The organism is Actinomadura formosensis (assembly GCF_050948385.1).
In the GTDB taxonomy this organism is placed as follows: domain Bacteria; phylum Actinomycetota; class Actinomycetes; order Streptosporangiales; family Streptosporangiaceae; genus Spirillospora; species Spirillospora formosensis.
The window spans coordinates 935,939-953,184 of the sequence record NZ_CP192011.1; the positions used below are offsets into that span (position 1 = coordinate 935,939).

Genomic DNA, 17,246 nt, shown 5'->3' on the forward strand with positions numbered 1-17,246 from the left:
TGATGCGAATTGCGCGTCAGCCAGATGAAAGAAGCTTGGAGAAGAACGGAAAGCCGATCAGGATCACGAAGCCGAGCATCAGCAGAGAGGTCGGCACCCACATCGCAGTGGTGCGGGCATTGGCCTCGGAGCGCGCGGCGGCGGACGCCTCGTGCCGCATCGAAGTGATCTTGGCGATGAGCGCGTCGTGCATCTTGGCGCCCTCGGCTCCGGCGATCTCGGCGGTGTGGGCCAGGTCGATCAGGTCCCGGACGTCGATGTCGGCGCCGAGGTCGGCGAGCGCACGCCAAGGCTGCTGCTGTGCGTGCCGGGCACGAGTGAGGGCTTGGTGGATGCGCTGGAACGGCCATCCGTCAGTGATCTTCGCGGGGTTCTCCAGGGCGGAGTTGAGAGCGGCGCCCGCCTGCCGTTCTAGGACGACCAGTTGCAGGTAGGAGGTGAAGGCGTAGCGGAAGTCCCGGCGCCGCTGCCGGGCCTGGGACCGAACGCTCCAGTCCGGGATCAAGGACAGCACCGCCGCGAGCATCAGCCCCGCCAGCATCGGCAATGACCAGGGCAGCGAACCTCCGGTGAGAGCCACTAGTGCGCTGAGCACCGCAGGGGCGGTCAGACCGGTGATGAACAGAGCCAGTTTGTCGAGCATGAACCGCTCAACGGATCGTCCTAGCAGGGCGAGATCGGCTCTGGGGACGGCCACTATGCCGGTCGGCCGCGCGACCCGTTCGGCTAGCCACCGTCCCACCCGCTCGCCCGGCGTCGGGGTGCCAGTCGAGACAGCGGCAGGCGGGAGCGGTACGGCCTGGAGACGGGCCAACGCCGTGTCTAGGCGCGGCGGCGCAGGCCGCAACTCCCGGACGAGCACGATGAGTCCGGCGGCGCCCAGGCATGCGGCGAAAGCGGCGATGAGCGTCACCGTGCCGCCCCCTGTTCGACAGTGCGGCGGGTGACGTGCAGGAATCTGGAGCCGGTCGACAGCACGGCCAGCCGCCGCATCCACCACAGCCCGGCCGCGTAGATGCCGGCGACGACCGCCAGGACGGTCTGACCCAGCGGGGTGTCATAGGGGCCGGCAAGCGTTTGCGAGGACGCGAACAGCACGCTTAGCGCCCCTACGGAGGCGACGATCACGATCAGGGTCGTCCGCAGTCCGGCCCGTTCGGCCTCGACGTCGCGGCGCACGATCACCTCGTGCTCGACCGCGTCGGCTAGCAACCCCAACGCCTCCCGCGTACCTGGGCCACGGCGGCGGGTGGCCAGAAGCAGAGCACAGGCAATCAGGTCGGCAATGGGGTCGTCGAGCTGATCGGCGAACGCCCGCAGCGCCTGCTCGGTGTTGGCGTGGTTGTTCAGGCGTCCGGCCAGCAGCGCGACCGGTTCGCGGATCGTGGCGGGGGCGACTCGCGCGCTGTCGGCCAATGCCTGCTCCAGGCCCCTGCTGGCCCCGATCATCTCCGCCAGCCGCCGTGACCACTGCGCGAGGGCTTCCAGCCGCGCGATGCGTCGCTGCGGCGCGCGGCCCGACAGCATCGGTGGCAGCGCGTACACCGCGGCTCCGACCGCCAGCGCCGCCACCGGCCATCCCGACAGCAGCAAGACCGCTGCCGCGCCGGCGATAGCGCCGAGCAGCCGGTTGCGACGCCCAGGCCATGCCGGTGACCGCAGCATCGTCTGGAACCGGGACGGCGGACGGTCGTCCTGTTCGCCGAACCCGACGCCCCGGACTGCGCCCACGAGCGCGAGGACGCTTCCAGCGGTGCACAGGCCGGCGAATGCGGCCAGCAGCCCCGTCATGCCCAACCCCCATCCGCTGGTGCGGGTGTCAGGAGCTCGGGGTCGAAGCCGTGCTCAAGGAGTTCGTCCAGCAAGCGGGGGCTGATGTGCCCGCCTGCTGGTGCGGCACGTCCGTCCGGGCCAGGAGTGAACACGAAGTTGCGAGTGGGTTCGGCCGAGTCCGCGGGCGGCCCGATCTCCATCACCTGGGACACGTATCTGCCGTTGCTGGCTTGGTCGCGCTCCAAGTAGACGATGAGGGGTTCGGCCAGTCCGAACATCAGATGCACGTCGTCAGCGCTCAAGCCGAGGTCGGCGCGGCGGCCGAGCTGGATGACGCGGCTGAAGACGTGCTCTGGGCGGTGGACGTGCAGCGTGCACATGGAGCCGCGCGCCCCGGAGTACATCACCTCCAGCATCGGAGCGAGTTCCCCGTGCCGGGCTTCACCGACGATGACGCGGTCGGGGTTAAGACGCAGGCAAGCCGGCACAAGATCCTGCAACCGCACCTCGCCCGCGCCTTCGGAGTTGGCCTGGCGCGCTTCGAGGGCGACTACGTCGTGATGCCGGTGGGCCAGCCTCGGGTCGTCCAGGAACAGCTCGAAGTCGCTTTCCAGGGTGATGATTCGCTCCTGCGGGGCGATCTCGCCGGCCAGAGCCCGGACCAGGGTGGTCTTACCGGTGTTGACCTCTCCGCACACGATGATGTTGCGGCGCGCGGCGATCGCGGCTCGCAGGAACTGCTCCAGCGGCGGTGTGAGGGTGCCGAGTCCGGTGAGTTGCCGCAAGGAGATGTCAACGAGGCGGTGCACTCGGATCGCCAGATGCGGCTGCCGGGACACCCATCCGACCACGGCGAGCCGGAGCCCGTCGTTGAGTGCGACGTCCAGCAGCGGGGACGCGTGGGAGAACTCGCGGCCGGTGTTGCCGCGCCGCGCCAGCAACTGCACCCACTCGATCAGGTCCTCATCGGTTTCCGCGACCGGTGGGCCCGGCTCCTTCGCGCCGTTGGTGTAGCTGATCCAGGTCTGGCGGCAGCCGTTGACCACGATGTTCTCTACGTCGGAACGTTCCAGGTAGGGCTGCAGGGCCCCGAGCCCGAAACGGCGGTCGAATACCAGTCGCGCAACCTGCTGCTGCTCGGACGCCGACACGACCCGCCCGGCGGTCATCTGCTCATGGGCCCATGCCTGGACTTGCGTATCGATCAACTGCCGCGATCGAACCCGGTCGACTCCGTCACCCAGGACGTCGACGAGCTGCGCCGACACCTCACGGACCGCTGCCCACACGTTCGCTTCGCCGTTTCGCTGCAGAGGAAGCGCGAACGGTACCGAGGTGTCGATTCCGGTGGGGTTCCAGCCGGGCGCGGTCACTCGTGAGCCCCCGCTTCTGCTAGCGGCTTCGACCGCGCTGCTCGGCTCCTCGCAGAGGAGCCCATCGAGTCCGAGGAGCCGACGGCCGTGTGGAGTCGTCGTCCCAGGTGTTCTAGCGAACGGACCAGCAGCGAGGTTCTGAACGTCAGCCGAGGACGCGCACCATCCGACAGCACCCTGGCGTCCACCGGCGAGGACGGAAGCTCGGCCAGTACCGGGACGTCCAGGGCACGTTCGACCTCGGCTGCCCTGTAAGGCCCATCGACGATCAGACCCAACCCGAGTGTCACGTGCTCACCGACCAACCCCTTGAGCGTGTCCAGCCGCGGGTTGGCCGCATCAACCTGCGCCAACGTCGGCTTGAGGATCATGACCACGGCGTCAGCCGCCTTCAGCAGCTCGGTGGGCGTGTCAGCACCGCCGACTCGGCCCAAGTCGGCGATCACATCGCCGTCCCAAGCCGTCAGCGCCTCGGCCAGCCTGCGCCACACCGGAGCCAACCGCGTTCCATGCCGCGGATCACGGACACCATGCAGCAGCTCCACGTGCCCGTCGTCCACGATCGGCACCACGTACTCCTTCAGCGGTATCGCCGCTTCTTGGCCGACTTCGACCGCCATCGCCAGCCCGAGCAGCCCCGGACCGGCTGATTCACGCATACGGTCCGCCATGAACCCCGGCAGTACACGGCGTCCCATCGGGTCGCATTCGGCCAACAGCACCCGCCCCGGCCACAGCAACGACAGACCGAGGGCCGTGGTGGACACCCCGGGAGCACCACCGGGAGAGATCAGGCAGCACAGCCCCATCGCTTCAACCTCTCCTTTCGGTCACCACGAGCACGACCGATCCGGCTGCTGCCTGCCGAGCCACCGTGCTGCTGTCCGAATCGGCCACAAGTAGCGATACCGCCACCGCTCCCTCGGCGTCGGGGCGCTCCACCTGGTCGACCACGCCCGTGACGTCCCGCAGCACACCGACCTGGACGCGGCTCCGCACCGAACCGGCATCAGCGCTCTGCTCGCCGGAGGCGAAGACCACGCGGACGTGCCACCCAGGCGCTAGGCCTGACGGTACGGCGCCGGCCTTCAGCGGCACCGTCACCAGCGCCTGCCCGCGCTGCGGACTCTGCTGGGCTGTCAACTGTGAGGCCGCCAGGAACGTTCCCTTCCGCAACCCCACGGCGGCGCGCTGCCCGATCACCTCCCGCAGTTGACGCTGCGGAATCGTCGCCCCGGGCGAATCCGTCGCCACCCGTACCACGTCCAGATCGGCTTGGACGATGCTGTGCCCTACAGGAACGTCGCGTGCCACTCGTACCACCGGCATCCGCTCTCCGGCTGAACGGAACAGGTAGACATTCGCCGCCATGGCGAACACCAGCAGCATCACCCCGGACGCGATCCAGCCGGGCCGCCGCTGCCGCGCCAGTCGCTTCGACGACGTGGGCAACGGTCCGCCGGTCAGCTTCGGAACCGCCGGCTTGGGCAGCGTGCCGCCGCTGAATCTCATCGTGCTCCTCATCCGTACAGACCCTGTGCCTCGGCCACTCGCAGCCGGAAACTCGTTGAACGCGTCAACGGCGGCAGCGCCCCGCCCGACCCGTCGGAACCCCGCCACGTACCGCCCCACGTCACCGTCACCCGCACTCGATACGCGCCACCCGGCTCATGCGCCGACGACCGCTGGAACGTGTACGAGCAATCGGTGCGCTGCGCTGACGCCGGACGAGACTTGTCGTACGCCGTGCCCACTCCGACGCAGCGCACGACGCGATGTCCGTAGCCGGGATCGATCGTCAGGCTCTGCGGCCTGGCCGTCACTTCCACCCACACGTCGCGCGCTGTCGTCCGGCCGCTGATCGGCCGGGAATTCGTCACCCAGAACCACTCCGGCAGACCCACGAGACCGGCTGATCGGCGAGGTGGTGCCGTCCGCACCACCGGCGTGGGGATCGGCATCCGCGTCCATCTACTCAATGCCAACTCCGCCGGGGACACCTTCGCGGACTTCTTGCGAACCGGTGTGCATACCTCCACGTCATCGCTCAACGTCCGGCAATCGTGCGGTCCGATGTCGTGCGATTCGTCGACGGGGGCACTTGCCTCGGTCGGGTGCGAGCCGGATTTGCTGCTCCCAGGGCGCCCATCATCCTGCGCTCCGAAGCCATATCCGTTCAGGTTGGCTTCAGGAGGAATCGGGTCGCGGGGCGGAGGAGCCAAAATAGGCTGCATCAGGAGTGCGCCACTGGTTAGCACAGCAGAGGAGACGGATACCATGGCAGCAGCCCTCGCCCAGGACAACGTACTTGCTGACGCGCCACTTCCCATCGGCGGACCTAACCAGGTACGCCTTGGTGTTTCCCTTCTCGACCCCTCGGTTGATCTTCTTGCGCGTGCCCTTGTTCATGATGCCGGCCTTGCTGGAGTCCTGACAGTCACGCAGGGTCGCATCATTCCCGGTGACATCCACGCTCGTGATGTGAACGATGACCTTCCCGTATGAGGTGAGGTTCTTGCTTTCCAGTTCCTCGGCTCGTTTCAGAACGCGCGAAAGCTGGGGCTCGACCATCAGTGTGGTCAATTGCTGCTTCCGAGAGCTCTCGGGAAGGGAGTCGGCATGGTCGAGTATGGCGATGAAGGACGTGTAGACGCGCTTGACCGCCTCGTCTTCCGAAACGGGAGACTGTGGGGAGGCGGGCACGTTGCTCGGCGATGGCAGGGCGACGGCCTGACTATCGCTCTTACAACCCGCCAGCGCTAGCACAGCGCATGCGGCACCGATCCAGCAGAGCCGATGCGCTGCCTGTCGATCGATTCCGGTCAACGTCACACCTCCATGTTTTGGGTCACCCGCCGGTGCTGTCGCGATCTTCATAGCAACGGCACCGGCAAGGCGACGTCGAGCGATCGTAGGCGCAAGCGAAGCATTTTGACTCCGAGTCACGCCGCGATGAGGGTAAATCCCCGCACATGCGAGGCCAAGAGACATTGGTCGGCTTGACCATCTGTCCCATATGGTCGAAATGCGTTCCGTGCGCCAACGAACCGGCACCGGAAGAGGTCCTCGTTGGAGTTCACATTTCCGCGTCAGGAGCGATGGACATCGCCGAGATTCGGCCATCCCGAAATGCAGCCAGGAGACGGTCCTCCGCAGCCTGCCGCCGCTTGTACAAGCGGCTTGCCGGCACCCCGCTGTCCTTGGCCAGGCACTGGACGGACAGACCGTCCAGCCGCGTCGCGATGATGAGCTCAGCGGCGGCCGAAGTGATGATTTCCTGCCGCGCGGCTTCCAGCAGCAGGACGACCGGGTCGACGTCAGAGACCGGTGGGAGAGCGGGCAGCTCGCTCGGGTCGCAGGGGACCTGGCGGGCGTCCCGTCCGCGAGCCCGCAGCGCTCCCTTGCGCGCCCACAGCATCAGCCGCGCTGCGATGTGCGGACGGTCGATGTCGATGCGCGCCAGCTGCGAGACGAACTCCGTGAGCAGCTCCGACACGATGTCGTCGACGAGCCGGCTCGGGCTCGACCGGATCACCCGCGCGGCGGTGCTCTTCAGACCCGGCATCGCCACACCGACGCAGCCCACCACCCACGCGGGGTCACCGGACCGCGCCCTGTGAACGAGCTCCCGCCACGTGGCGTCCTTGAGCTCGTCCGATGCGGACTTCTCCAGCAGCAGCACGCGGAGTTCGCTCAGGTCGATGGCCCGAGCGGGCAGGCCGTGCCCGACGGCTTCACCGTCGACCGCCAGCGGGCTCGGACCGGTGGTCAGCAGCTGGAAGGATCGCTCGGCGATGCTCAGCGCGTTCTGGCCGTACACGCCGGCGGTCGCGCGGATCGGACGCTGGTGGTTGCTCTGGTGGTTGTTCATGACGCCCCCGAGGGTCGTGACGGATCGATGGCGTCAGTTGTCCGCCCCGCCATGAGCACTTCATGAGCACTTCGTAGGCCCCCGAACGTGCTTACGAAGTGCTCATGGACTGCTCAGAATCGCCCTGACCTGCGAAGACTTAGGATCGAGCGCCAGTTGCAGCTTCGAAGGTAAAGCCGTCTTCCGTGCTCAAAAGCCGCCTGACCTGGTCACTCTCCCGGTATCGGGACTTCGTCATAGGCTTGGCAAACCTGGCTAGAGAGGCGGGTGCGCTCCGACTACCACCTCGCCTAGTGCAATGCTCGGCATTGCGAGGGTGATAAGTCTGCATAACCGAATGCGCCGCTGGGCTGGACCCGGTAATCCCCACCGTTTCCCATCCCCTTGAGGGCGGGGTCCGCTTAGCCGATCATTGGGGCACCGAAGCCGTGCGGATCGGAACGGGCGCGGTGGAGCAGGTGGCACTGGCCACCGCGCAGGACGTCAACGTCACCGAAGTGACCTTCGCCCGTGAGATGTCTACTTCAACATGGTGCCCGAAAGGTGCACGCCAGGTTACGACGTATTGTCCCGAAGCTACCACTCACAGGCATTACGCCAGTAAGGTTGGGTTGAGTGCCGCAGCATGCAACTACTGCGGCACCCACCCGATGGAGGCTACTTGCGACGACCGTTCCGACGCTCGTGCCGGCGCCAGGCCCGGAGGCCAGATGGGGGCATGAAGCGCAGGCACTCAGCGAAGCTGTTGAGCAGCACCGGACGTTCGTCCGGCGTGCTGTCGCGCAAAACCAGTGCCAGCGCCACGACGACCGTGAGCCGCTGGAGCAGAGCACGACCGAAGCCGAGTGCCAGGAGTACCAGCAGATGCATCTCGTGGGGGTTGAAGACGTCCACCTTGTCACCTTCTCGCGTGTTGGATGGGAGGCCGGGCCCGACCGGTGCCTTCAGGTCTAGACGCATGTGACGGTTGCCGGAAAGACGCTCTGACCAGCAGTGAATGAGTGAATGGATGAAGATGTCCGCAGAGGAGCCGCGTCGGCGGATCAAGGGCCGTGGTGGCAGGAGGCCCAAGGGCATAAAGCGGCCTGAACCCGATGCCGGCAACCGGGCTGCCGCGCCGTGGGGCGCCCTGGCTTGTCTCATCTACGACGAGCTGTACGACCCCCTCCAGCCAGCGGATCGGCTCGGGCAGAACGAACTCGGGAAGAAAGCGGCGGTGTCGGCTGCCCACATGTCGAATGTCTTCTCGGGCACGAAGAGCTTCAGCTGGGAGGTCTGCCAGGCGATCGTCGTGGCGCTGGGCGGCGATCCTGTTGTCTGGAAGAAGCGTTGGGAGGGAGCCAACCGCCGTTACGAGCAGGGCTTGGAACTTGGTGAATACCTGCCTCTGCCAGGGGTCGACCTGGACGAGGCAAAGGTGGACATCTCTGCCCGCTCGGTGGCGGATTGGGACTTGCGCCGAATGTTCTCTCGTTTCGGCGCGCGCAGGCCGTTCGCGGTGGCGTGTATTGCCATCGCGATAGCAGCACCCCTGCTTCTTTCCGCTCCTCTTCTTAGCGAGCTCGAGTATGTTTTTCCTGTTGCCATCGGCCTCATGATCGCAGCGGCTGCTATCTGGTTGCTGTGGCGCCGCAGAGTCAATATCGCGAGGCGACAATATCGAATTATGCTGAAGAAAGTTCGCAGACGGGCGCAGGAAATTGCCGATTGGGCGGAGCGCCCACTCTACCTCGCTCCAGCATTCACTCGCCTGGCACCAATTCCCGGCGGCCCGGCTAGGTCGCGCGGCATGGGCGGAGCCGCAGGCGAACTTCCCCGGCAGGAACTCGGCTGGCCAAACATAAGGGCGTTGTATGAAGATGCGGACGACGGGCTGGTCCTACTCGCAGAGCCCGGTTGCGGAAAATCTATACAGATGGCTAGGCTCGCCTATCAACTGGCCGATGAGGCTATCATTGGCCTTGACGATTCGGGCCCGGAGCTAAAGGACCTGTCGGACTGTCCGCCTATCCCGATCCTACTGAGCCTTTCGAGCTACCGCGGCGAGCCGCTTGCGGACTGGATCATAACCGAAGTCCATCGCACGTACGGCGGGATAAATAAGAGGATCCTTCGGGCCTGGCTTGACGAAGCAATGATTTTGCCGCTCCTCGATGGCCTAGATCGCGTCCCTCAAAAGCATCGCAGGGAATGCGCTCGACAAGTACGGCGCCATCGAGAAGAATGCAAGGGTATCGTAGTCAGTGCGCGAAGCAGGGACTATCGTCTGACACGTAAAATAAATTCCTCCCTCTATGTCGAGATCGATAGGCCCACCCGGCAACAAGTCCAGGACTATCTGGCTACCAACGCGGAGGCACTGGCAGGTGTATTCAATGCACTGAAAGTGAACCAGAACCTCTGGGAACTCCTTCGCTCTCCATTGATGCTCAATATCGTCTATCACACTTACTCGGGGGAGCATGCGGCCGAACTCCGGTCCGGGAACGCCGACCAATGGGAACGCAGAGTTTTCGACGCCTACCTCCGCCGAATGCTCACTGAACACTCAACGAAATATAGCCCTCGTCAGACGGTAGAGTGGCTCACCTGGCTCGCACGGACCATGACCAGTCGAGACGAAGACATTCTCTACGTAGAGCTGCTGCAGCCCGAGGTACTAGCCATTCCTGCTGATCGCCAGAAGGTGCGCGATTTTCTTACGTTTAAAGTCACTCTCTGGCTTGGAACGATCGTATCATTCTCGTGGCTGTTCGCTACTCAAGCTCCAATCTATATGATGTTAATAACAACCGTCATGCTGGTCTCCTTGTATCCGTATCTCGTGGGCAAGTTTAGGGCAAGTCAATTCGAGAAAGAGATATGGACGTCAAGGATTGAACCGCTCGACAATCTTAATTGGGAATTCTCTCGAGCGACTGTTATTCCATTTACGTGCGGATGGATCGGCGGATTCATCTTCACCTGGGGCTCCGGCTGGAAAATCTCGATACTCGCCGGATTCGCCATGGCGTTATGGGCGACGATGGAGGTGGCCGCAAGGCAGGAGCCCAGTGCGAGTTTCAACCGAACGCGGCCCAACCAGGCCATGCGCCGGGTTGGCTTTAATGCCGTAGTGGTACTGGTGCTCTCTTTATTCGCATCGATCGCCGCGGGCATCCTGCTGGCCACCGAGTTCTCATATGAAGAAGAAGTAGTCGGATCGCCCCTGGTAATCCTCCTGCAGGTATTTCTCACCTGGTGGATTCCCTTATCCGTCATGACCTATGGTGGGGAGACGTTCCTTCGGCATTGTACTTTGCGCTGGCTGCTCTATCGAAGGGGGAATGCGCCTCTCCGATATGTGAGATTCCTCAGCGAAGCTGAAGGGCAGACGCTGGTCCGCCGGGTTGGCTGCGGATTCGCCTTTCCCCATCGCCTCATTCAGGAGCACCTCAACTCCAGAGCGGACACACTCTTGAGACGCCTCGCCCTAAACGCTGATGGCGATCACGTCGCAGCCTGACACAGCCCATCGGCTCCTTCGGCCTTGCCGTCCAGGAGATTGAACACGGGGGCTCCAGAGGGCATGTTGTCATAAGTTCCGGTCCACCTGCTCCTGCACCGACGACGGCAGGGCCCGATTCCGGCACGAAGAGTCCTGAGGAGCAGCCGCGGACAGCACCCTCGATAACACCTACCCGCCCGACGATGTGACCTATGCTGCCGCACTGCCCGGAGCCGATCTGGTCGTCGACCGTAGGCTCGTGCACAACTACCCGTCGGCCCTGCCCATGCACCTCTTCCGGCTTGGTGAGGCCCGGCGGATCATCATGCACGGGATGCACTCGGTCGTCGACTGGCTGGCGTTCGCGATCTGGGAGAACGGGACTCTGGTGCGGTCGCTGAGCCTGTCCCCGGACAGAGGGATCATGGAGAACATCGGCGAACCACTGGAGTTCGAGCGGCCCTACTGGGCGGGTGAACGCGCTGTCGAACTGGATCCGGAGTGGGACGAGGACCCGTATCCGCTGCCGTTCCATTCGCTGGAGATGGGGGAGGGTGCCCTGCGCGCCCTGTCGGTTTCGTCATCGAAGGTAGCCCGAGGCTGACGACATCGAAGGCGATGAGATCCCCATGCACGGGTTCCGAGTGACTGACCCGCTCGGACGCGAACAGGCCGGACGTGAAGCCGCCTATGCCGAGGCAGTCAAGAACATGGGTCCGATCAAGGCCTTCCAGGCAGGGCCGGATGGGAAGATGCACGAAGTCAGCCTTGATGACCTTTGACCCCATCAGTAGGTGTGACGCCAGCAGAGATGCTCCACGATGATCAGATGCGGGAGCCGTTCGAATTGGATGTCGACCATCGAGGCTCGCAAAGTCCGCTGTGCTTCACAGGTTGCTGCCGTCTTTCATATGCCAGCGGGTGCGTGTGTCGTCAACTCTTAGGCAACTGAAGCGGTGGGCTAGTTCTCGGCGGGAGAAGGGGTCGCCGGGGGCGTTGCGGATGTGGATGCCGATGGCATAGATGTCGCGGATCTGCATGAGGGTTTCGTAGCCGTCCCACTCGCGGAGGTCGTCGCCGTAGGCGGTGGCGAAGTCGTTCACGTCTGTGGGTGAGAGGCCGAAGCGGCGTTCGCCGTGGTAGCTGTGGATCAGGTCCCACTCGCGGGGGCCGAGGGCGACGCTGTCCCAGTCGCCGAGGATCACGCGGCCGTCCTCGTGGCGGAGCAGGTTGTCTATCCACGCGTCGCCGTGCAGAAGTGCCGGGGGCTCGCGGAACGGCAGGGCGAGCCAGGCGTTGGTGAGGTCGGCGATGCGGTCGGTGAGCCAAGCTCGATCGTCGTCGTTGAGGACGCCGAGTTGGTGCTGGACGGTTGTGCGGATGCTCGCCAGCGGATCTGTCAGTTTCCGGAGCTGAAATGGTGGCGTTGGGCCGGTGTGGAGGGCTCGGAGTAGTCGGCCGAGGTCGGTTGTGGTGGCGGGGGCCGGTGCGGTGGGGACGTAGTGCCAGAAGGTGACGGTGGCGCCGTCGACGTTCATCGGTTGACCGATGATTCCGTCGGCTGGCCGTACGGTCGGGAAACCGCGGTCGGCGAGCCAGCGCGTGACCGCTAGGACGGTGGGGAGCCGCTCGGCAGCGGTGGGGGCCGTGGCAATCCGAGCGATGATTGGCGCGCGGATTTTGAATACCGCGTTGCTGCGCAGCCGTAGGAGTTCGGCGCCGGTCGGGTCGAGGCCGGCTCGGTTGCAGGCGTCGTCGAGTATCTGGTGGGCGCGCTGGCGGAGGTTGGTCGCACCGGTGAGTTGGTTGGGCATCTCAGTGACCGGGGATCGCGGCGGTGTCCAGGGCCAATGCCTCTTCAAAGGTGTTCAGGGCCTTGTCACGTCGGCGGCTGGAGGGGATGGCGGAGCGGACGTCTCGGGCGCGAACGAACACGATGGTCGTTCGCTGTTCCGGCGGCAGCGCCAGGAGGGTCTGCGTCGCGAGTTCGCATGCCTCGGCCTCCCTCGCACTGCGGGCGAGTGTCGTCGCCCGGTCGAGTCTGATCAGTGCGGGGTCGATTCCCGGACTGGTCGGGCGGCACAATGCCGAGGCCGTGTCGTGTACTGCTTGAGCGCGTTGCAGGTCGGGTAGGTGCGCGTGGGCGCCGCTCATGTACAGGTAGAGGCGCTGCTCGGTGAAGTCGAAAGCCAGCGCCCCGGTGTTGCGGCCTTTGATCTGGGAGAAGAGCCGCTGGGCCTGGGCGAGCGCGGCGGTGGCGGCCTTTTGGTCGCCGATGCGGGCCAGAGCACGCCCTTCGGCGGCTGCGGCGAGTGCCGTGGGCGACGAGGGCTTGGCACGACCGAGGGCTTGGGCCTCTCTCGCGAGGCTCACCGTCTCGGCTGGATCGCCGTAGTAGTAAGGCAGCATCGCCTCCTGCGCACGGACTAAGGCGCGGAGTTGAGGGTCGCCGGTGTCGTCGGCGGCCGTCTTGGCGGTGCCGTACCAGGCGCGCGCTTGGCGGATGTCTCCCAGCTTCATCAGGGCGTCTGCGCTGAGGATCGCCAATGTGGCGGCGACCCGCGAGAGCCGGCATTGGATTGGGCCCGATTGCCGCTGGGAGGCGAGGCTGCGGACATCGCTGAACTCCAGCATGAGCTGGCACAGCATCGGCAAGGGCGGCGTGGTCAGGTAGTCACGGCGGCAGCGCAAGACCGTCTGCTCAAGATGGTCCATCTGTTCCTCGGTGACGGTGCCGGAAGCCAGGGTCCGGTCCATCTGCTGCCGAAGCGTGTCCACTTCCGCCATCAGGCGCCCGCGGGAGACCCGGGCGTTCCCGATCATGACGTCGTTGAACAGAGCTCGCCGACTGGTCTCGTCCTTGGGTTCGTGGAGCGGCCCGGGATTATGCAGGGCGCTGGGGGTGAGCACCGGTACGTGCGGGGTGGGAAGCGAGGGTGGTGGAGTGCGTGGGCCGGGGACGATTGCGGCCTCGTCGGCGACGGCATCGTCTGAATAGTCGGCGGCCAGGCCGAGGCGGATGGGGTTCGCCCGGTACAGCCTGGAGAGCCGGTCGACGGTCTCTGGCCGTGGGCGGCCTCGGCCGTTCTCCCACACGTTCAGCAGATCGATGTTGGCATGCGGCTCTCCGAGGTGCTCGTGTTCGCACAGCTCGGTCAGGTGGTCGATGGCGGCTTGGGCCGTCCAGCCATGGGCGAGGCGATGGGCCTTGAGCAGGCTCACTCCGCAGCAGCGGTGGATGGCCTGCACCAGTTCCCACGTCCGCCATTCCTCGGCCTGGGCCCGCTCGCGCCACCGGCGTGCGCAGGACGGTGCATGCTCTCCTCGCGCCATTCGCTTCTCCCCATGCTGTTCCGCTGAGGCCGGGTGCCAGTGCCTTCAGCGTAGACGGCCCTGATCGGCCCGAACCGCTGCCTGACCGGCGCGCATGGTGGTCTGGCGGATCGTCCACGGGTTCGAAGTCGGTTTCCGTGTTTGCTCCACGGTTTCTGCGGATTCGTGGATTACCCGCGATTGGAGATCCGCTGACTCTGCGTCACTGTTCTAGCACTCAGACATGGTCAGCGGGCTGCGAGGCAGCCAGAACCGTTCAGGAGGTGTGGTTGTGGCGGAGTCCCCCGGGTCCGAGCGGGAGGTGATAGCCGAACAGACCGACGAGCCCGTGATCGAGGGGACGGAGTGCGCCGGTCTCCGTCTGGAGGCCCATGGCCTTCCGGACGAACGGACCGCGCGTCACGCTAGGGCGGCGGTCCGGGAGGTCCTGCGGAACGTCGGTGCGGACGAAGGCGATGTCGACGATGCCGAGCTGGCCGTTGGTGAGCTTGCCGCCAACGCCGTCTCCTATGCCGGCGGGCCTTACGAGATCCGCTTCGTGATCGTCACCGGACGTCCGGCCTGGTGCGAGGTCGTTGATGGTGATGCTGGACTGTTCGGCATTCCGGAGATCTTCGAGAAGCTGCGCCGGACCGAGACGTCGGACTGCGTTCCGGACGAGGTGCCGCAGGAGAGCGGCCATGGCCTGGCCATCGTCCACCGGATTTCAGGCGGCCGATGCAAGGCGTATCCCACTGTCGTCTCCTCAACCGGGCGACCGGGCAAGGCCGTGGCCTTCGCGCTGCCGGGGAGTTGAGCGCTGTGGGAAGGCGTTACGACCTGGGAGCCGGTGGCGGGTGGCCGATCCGTGAGCCTCGGTTCGGTTCGCCCGACCGTTTCGAATTGGCGCGCGATCTCGTCGACAACCTCAGCGATGCTGGCCTGTGCGCGGCCAGCACATGGGAATGGGCGCCGTCCACCGTCTCGGTGTCGGCCCGCCTCGTCGGCACCGATCCGCGTTCCAACCGGACCGTCTGGTGCCTGCCGTGGCCCGGCCGACACGTCCTGTACTGGCAATGGAGGCGAACGGCGTCCCGTGGCGGCGTCGTTGTCGGCGGTTGGTTCGAGCCGCTGTGCCCCGTCGCTGACATCCCGGGGGCCGCTTCGCATCTCATCGCGGCCGTCCGCCTTGTCCCCGATCTCTCGCCGTAATTAGTCCATCCGACCTGGGGTTACGTGGCTTGAGGACCTCGTCTTCCGCGCTGCCCGATTGCCTTACGAGTGTTCCACGACGGTTGCAGGGTCCGTCCGTCTGGAGACTTGACGGTGTTCGGGGTGCGGGTGAAAGTCGAGCAGGCGGGCGTCACCCTTGGTCACACTCGCGACGCTGGAGGCTGTCGTGCGACTAAGTTTCGTTGGTATCACGCCGGACACCCCGACCAATGAGTGCCCGGCCGTCTACGTCGATGAGGACACCGGCGACGTCTGGTTCCAGGGCGAGCAGGTCACCGACCCGCGAGCGCTGGCCGAGGTCGCTGGGCACAGCCCGATCGGCGAGCACGAGGTGGTGGTGAAGCTGCCGCCGGTGATGAAGGACATCATCCTGGAGGCGATCAATGGCACGTACGAGCGAGGGAGGCGCGGGCCAGGCCGCCACGGCGAATGAGGAGACCGGAGCGTCGGTTCCCGAGTCGTTCACCTCTCTGCTGACCGGGTGCCGGTTCTCCGCCGTGCACTTGGAGCAGCGGGATGTCTACACCCCCGCTAATCCCGACTTCCTGAGGTGGCGGGACGGCGATCGCTTCGACCCGATCGAGTGGGGACGCGACTGGATCGACCTCGTGGCGCCGTTGGTCGCGCGTGGCGTGTCTGTTCGCCGTGCCCGGATCGTCTCCGAGCCGGTCACCGACTACATCTGGTTCGAGCACGGCGTCACGCCGATGAACGTGGCCGCCGGTGAGCAGGTGCGGTGGTTGCCCCGTCGCCGTGCGCTTGATCTGGCCGTGCCGCTGAACGATTACTGGGTGTTCGACGACCGGGTGGTGCAGTTCAACCATTTCGCCGGGGACGGCTCGTCGCTCAAGCAGCCTGAGAATCGCGACGAGCCGGTCCTGGTGTCGTTGTGCCTGACGGCGTTCGAGGCCGTGTGGGAACGGGCGATCCCGCACGAGGACTACCGGCCGGCCTGACCGATACCACTGGACCCGCCATCGTGCCCAGCTCGCCCTCGTCGTCAGCACAGGCCGCCCGGCAGGCGCTCGCCGATCAGCTGAAGGAGATCCGCACCGATGCCGGGCTGACCGCTAAGGCGCTCGCCGCGGAAGCCGGATGGGATCGGACAAAGGTCTCCCAGATCGAGCATGCTCGCCGCCCGCCGTCCGCCGAGGACATCAGGACGTGGTGTCGCGTGTGCCGGGCCGACGACCAGGCCAGCGACCTGGTCGCGTCGTTGCGGACCGCCGAGGGCATGTGGGTCGAGTGGCGCCGTATGGAGCGCAGCGGGCTGAAGCGGGCGCAGGAGTCCGTCCTCCCGTTGTTCGAGCGGACCCGCGTATTCCGGTCTTACTCGTCGTGGTTGCTCCCTGGCCTTCTCCAGACCGAGGACTACACCCGGGCCGTGTTGCGGGCGGTGCGGCGGCGCCGCGGGCTGATCGACGATGTCGAGGCCGCTGTCGCCGTCCGCATGGAACGCAAGCAGCTCCTCCACCGGCCCGGACGTACGTTCGCGTTCCTGGTCGAGGAGTCGGTTCTGCGGACGGGGGTCGGCGGCATGGACGTGATGCGGGAGCAGCTTGCCTACCTCGCTGAAGCGGCCTCCCAGCCGGCGGTGTCGCTGGGGATCGTCCCGATGAGGCCGGACCGCGAGATTCGCCCGGCCGAGGACTTCTGGATCTACGACGGCGAGCAGGTCAGCGTCGAGCTCGTCTCCGGCTACCTGACCATCACCAACCCGCGGGAGATCGCCATGTACGGGCAGGTCTTCGGCTCGCTGGCGGACGAAGCCGTCTACGGGGCACACGCCCGGAGGCTCCTCCAAGACGCCGTCGAATTCCTGGATGACCAGAAGTGACCTGTCACATCTGGTCACACTCATCGCCGCGCCGATTCCACTGCTCTTAACGTCGCACTGCATCGCCCAGCGGCGACCGAACAGCGGCCATCACCGACCGTCAGCGGCACCGGGGGCCTGTACCTACCGAGCGTTCCAACGAACGGAAGGACCAGCAGATGAGCCACAGCACGATGGAGCCCCTCCCGTCCGCCGGGCAGACGGCGCACGAGGACCCGTTCGACTTGGACATCCGGATCCTCGAGTCCAGCGATGCCGCCGCCTCCCTGATCAACCTGACGGACGACAACTGCGGCAGCTCCTGTCCCAAGGCCTGCGCCACCAACGTCGGCTGAAGCCGACGCACCGGCACCAGGGAGT

Annotated in this window: 20 protein-coding genes; 9 read left to right on the forward strand and 11 right to left on the reverse strand. The window is 65.7% G+C overall.

Annotation, left to right across the window (positions count from 1 at the left end):
- Positions 1 to 16: 16 nt before the first annotated feature.
- The 9 genes from ACQP1N_RS04345 to ACQP1N_RS04385 all read right to left on the reverse strand — a co-directional run bounded on the left by ACQP1N_RS04345 (position 17) and on the right by ACQP1N_RS04385 (position 7,911).
- The gene (locus ACQP1N_RS04345) at positions 17 to 913 is read right to left on the reverse strand and encodes a hypothetical protein (RefSeq protein ID WP_433229246.1); all 897 of its coding nucleotides are present in this window, start codon (positions 911 to 913) and stop codon (positions 17 to 19) included.
- Positions 910 to 1,791 (reverse strand): type II secretion system F family protein, encoded by an 882-nt coding sequence (locus ACQP1N_RS04350; RefSeq protein WP_433229247.1) that lies wholly within the window; start codon positions 1,789 to 1,791, stop codon positions 910 to 912. The genes ACQP1N_RS04345 and ACQP1N_RS04350 overlap by 4 nt, the downstream gene beginning before the upstream one ends.
- Positions 1,788 to 3,146, reverse strand: coding sequence for a CpaF family protein (locus ACQP1N_RS04355; protein WP_433229249.1), 1,359 nt, complete (start codon positions 3,144 to 3,146; stop codon positions 1,788 to 1,790). Before ACQP1N_RS04355 ends, ACQP1N_RS04350 begins: the two co-directional genes overlap by 4 nt.
- On the reverse strand, positions 3,143 to 3,913 hold the full coding sequence (locus ACQP1N_RS04360) for a hypothetical protein (protein WP_433229250.1): 771 nt from the start codon (positions 3,911 to 3,913) through the stop codon (positions 3,143 to 3,145). The genes ACQP1N_RS04355 and ACQP1N_RS04360 overlap by 4 nt, the downstream gene beginning before the upstream one ends.
- Before the next feature lie 46 nt (positions 3,914 to 3,959).
- On the reverse strand, positions 3,960 to 4,658 hold the full coding sequence (locus tag ACQP1N_RS04365) for an SAF domain-containing protein (protein WP_433229251.1): 699 nt from the start codon (positions 4,656 to 4,658) through the stop codon (positions 3,960 to 3,962).
- Between the two features lie 8 nt (positions 4,659 to 4,666).
- Positions 4,667 to 5,197: a hypothetical protein gene (locus ACQP1N_RS04370; RefSeq protein ID WP_433229253.1), complete on the reverse strand. Its 531-nt coding sequence runs from the start codon at positions 5,195 to 5,197 to the stop codon at positions 4,667 to 4,669.
- Between the two features lie 136 nt (positions 5,198 to 5,333).
- Positions 5,334 to 5,972, reverse strand: coding sequence for a hypothetical protein (locus tag ACQP1N_RS04375; protein ID WP_433229254.1), 639 nt, complete (start codon positions 5,970 to 5,972; stop codon positions 5,334 to 5,336).
- Between the two features lie 250 nt (positions 5,973 to 6,222).
- A complete protein-coding gene (locus ACQP1N_RS04380; protein ID WP_433229256.1) occupies positions 6,223 to 7,017 on the reverse strand; it encodes a hypothetical protein in 795 nt (264 codons plus the stop codon).
- Positions 7,018 to 7,674: 657 nt separating this feature from the next.
- Positions 7,675 to 7,911, reverse strand: a complete 237-nt coding sequence (locus ACQP1N_RS04385; RefSeq protein ID WP_433229257.1) for a hypothetical protein — start codon at positions 7,909 to 7,911, stop codon at positions 7,675 to 7,677.
- Positions 7,912 to 8,026: 115 nt separating this feature from the next.
- Between ACQP1N_RS04385 and ACQP1N_RS04390 the strand changes: the two genes are divergently transcribed.
- From ACQP1N_RS04390 to ACQP1N_RS04400, 3 genes are all read left to right on the forward strand, one after another.
- Positions 8,027 to 10,522, forward strand: a complete 2,496-nt coding sequence (locus ACQP1N_RS04390; protein ID WP_433229259.1) for an NACHT domain-containing protein — start codon at positions 8,027 to 8,029, stop codon at positions 10,520 to 10,522.
- A gap of 187 nt (positions 10,523 to 10,709) precedes the next feature.
- On the forward strand, positions 10,710 to 11,108 hold the full coding sequence (locus tag ACQP1N_RS04395; protein ID WP_433229261.1) for a DUF6928 family protein: 399 nt from the start codon (positions 10,710 to 10,712) through the stop codon (positions 11,106 to 11,108).
- Between the two features lie 40 nt (positions 11,109 to 11,148).
- Positions 11,149 to 11,286 carry a hypothetical protein gene (locus ACQP1N_RS04400; protein WP_433229262.1) on the forward strand — a complete coding sequence of 46 codons (138 nt, stop codon included), beginning with the start codon at positions 11,149 to 11,151 and terminating at the stop codon, positions 11,284 to 11,286.
- A gap of 105 nt (positions 11,287 to 11,391) precedes the next feature.
- On the opposite strand, the gene ACQP1N_RS04405 is transcribed toward ACQP1N_RS04400, so the two are convergent.
- A complete protein-coding gene (locus ACQP1N_RS04405) occupies positions 11,392 to 12,318 on the reverse strand; it encodes a phosphotransferase (RefSeq protein WP_433229264.1) in 927 nt (308 codons plus the stop codon).
- 1 nt (position 12,319) lies between these two features.
- The gene (locus tag ACQP1N_RS04410) at positions 12,320 to 13,837 is read right to left on the reverse strand and encodes a helix-turn-helix domain-containing protein (protein ID WP_433229266.1); all 1,518 of its coding nucleotides are present in this window, start codon (positions 13,835 to 13,837) and stop codon (positions 12,320 to 12,322) included.
- 223 nt (positions 13,838 to 14,060) lie between these two features.
- Between ACQP1N_RS04410 and ACQP1N_RS04415 the strand changes: the two genes are divergently transcribed.
- The 6 genes from ACQP1N_RS04415 to ACQP1N_RS04440 all read left to right on the forward strand — a co-directional run bounded on the left by ACQP1N_RS04415 (position 14,061) and on the right by ACQP1N_RS04440 (position 17,221).
- On the forward strand, positions 14,061 to 14,633 hold the full coding sequence (locus ACQP1N_RS04415) for an ATP-binding protein (RefSeq protein WP_433229268.1): 573 nt from the start codon (positions 14,061 to 14,063) through the stop codon (positions 14,631 to 14,633).
- 5 nt (positions 14,634 to 14,638) lie between these two features.
- Positions 14,639 to 15,028 carry a hypothetical protein gene (locus tag ACQP1N_RS04420; protein WP_433229269.1) on the forward strand — a complete coding sequence of 130 codons (390 nt, stop codon included), beginning with the start codon at positions 14,639 to 14,641 and terminating at the stop codon, positions 15,026 to 15,028.
- Positions 15,029 to 15,185: 157 nt separating this feature from the next.
- Positions 15,186 to 15,482: a hypothetical protein gene (locus ACQP1N_RS04425; RefSeq protein WP_239067770.1), complete on the forward strand. Its 297-nt coding sequence runs from the start codon at positions 15,186 to 15,188 to the stop codon at positions 15,480 to 15,482.
- Positions 15,483 to 15,546: 64 nt separating this feature from the next.
- Positions 15,547 to 16,005 (forward strand): DUF6879 family protein, encoded by a 459-nt coding sequence (locus ACQP1N_RS04430; protein WP_433229271.1) that lies wholly within the window; start codon positions 15,547 to 15,549, stop codon positions 16,003 to 16,005.
- A 23-nt stretch (positions 16,006 to 16,028) separates the two neighbouring features.
- Positions 16,029 to 16,886 carry a helix-turn-helix domain-containing protein gene (locus ACQP1N_RS04435; RefSeq protein ID WP_433229273.1) on the forward strand — a complete coding sequence of 286 codons (858 nt, stop codon included), beginning with the start codon at positions 16,029 to 16,031 and terminating at the stop codon, positions 16,884 to 16,886.
- A 158-nt stretch (positions 16,887 to 17,044) separates the two neighbouring features.
- On the forward strand, positions 17,045 to 17,221 hold the full coding sequence (locus tag ACQP1N_RS04440; protein ID WP_364545425.1) for an FxLD family lanthipeptide: 177 nt from the start codon (positions 17,045 to 17,047) through the stop codon (positions 17,219 to 17,221).
- The last annotated feature ends 25 nt before the right edge of the window (positions 17,222 to 17,246 follow it).

Bases quoted from the DNA above. Each gene is read 5' to 3' on its own strand.
- ACQP1N_RS04350 (WP_433229247.1), bottom strand. From the start codon at position 1,791: ATGACGGGGCTGCTGGCCGCATTCGCCGGCCTGTGCACCGCTGGAAGC.
- ACQP1N_RS04365 (WP_433229251.1), bottom strand. From the start codon at position 4,658: ATGAGATTCAGCGGCGGCACGCTGCCCAAGCCGGCGGTTCCGAAGCTG.
- ACQP1N_RS04380 (WP_433229256.1), bottom strand. From the start codon at position 7,017: ATGAACAACCACCAGAGCAACCACCAGCGTCCGATCCGCGCGACCGCC.
- ACQP1N_RS04390 (WP_433229259.1), top strand. From the start codon at position 8,027: ATGAAGATGTCCGCAGAGGAGCCGCGTCGGCGGATCAAGGGCCGTGGT.
- ACQP1N_RS04405 (WP_433229264.1), bottom strand. From the start codon at position 12,318: ATGCCCAACCAACTCACCGGTGCGACCAACCTCCGCCAGCGCGCCCAC.
- ACQP1N_RS04410 (WP_433229266.1), bottom strand. From the start codon at position 13,837: ATGGCGCGAGGAGAGCATGCACCGTCCTGCGCACGCCGGTGGCGCGAG.
- ACQP1N_RS04415 (WP_433229268.1), top strand. From the start codon at position 14,061: ATGGTCAGCGGGCTGCGAGGCAGCCAGAACCGTTCAGGAGGTGTGGTT.
- ACQP1N_RS04440 (WP_364545425.1), top strand. From the start codon at position 17,045: ATGAGCCACAGCACGATGGAGCCCCTCCCGTCCGCCGGGCAGACGGCG.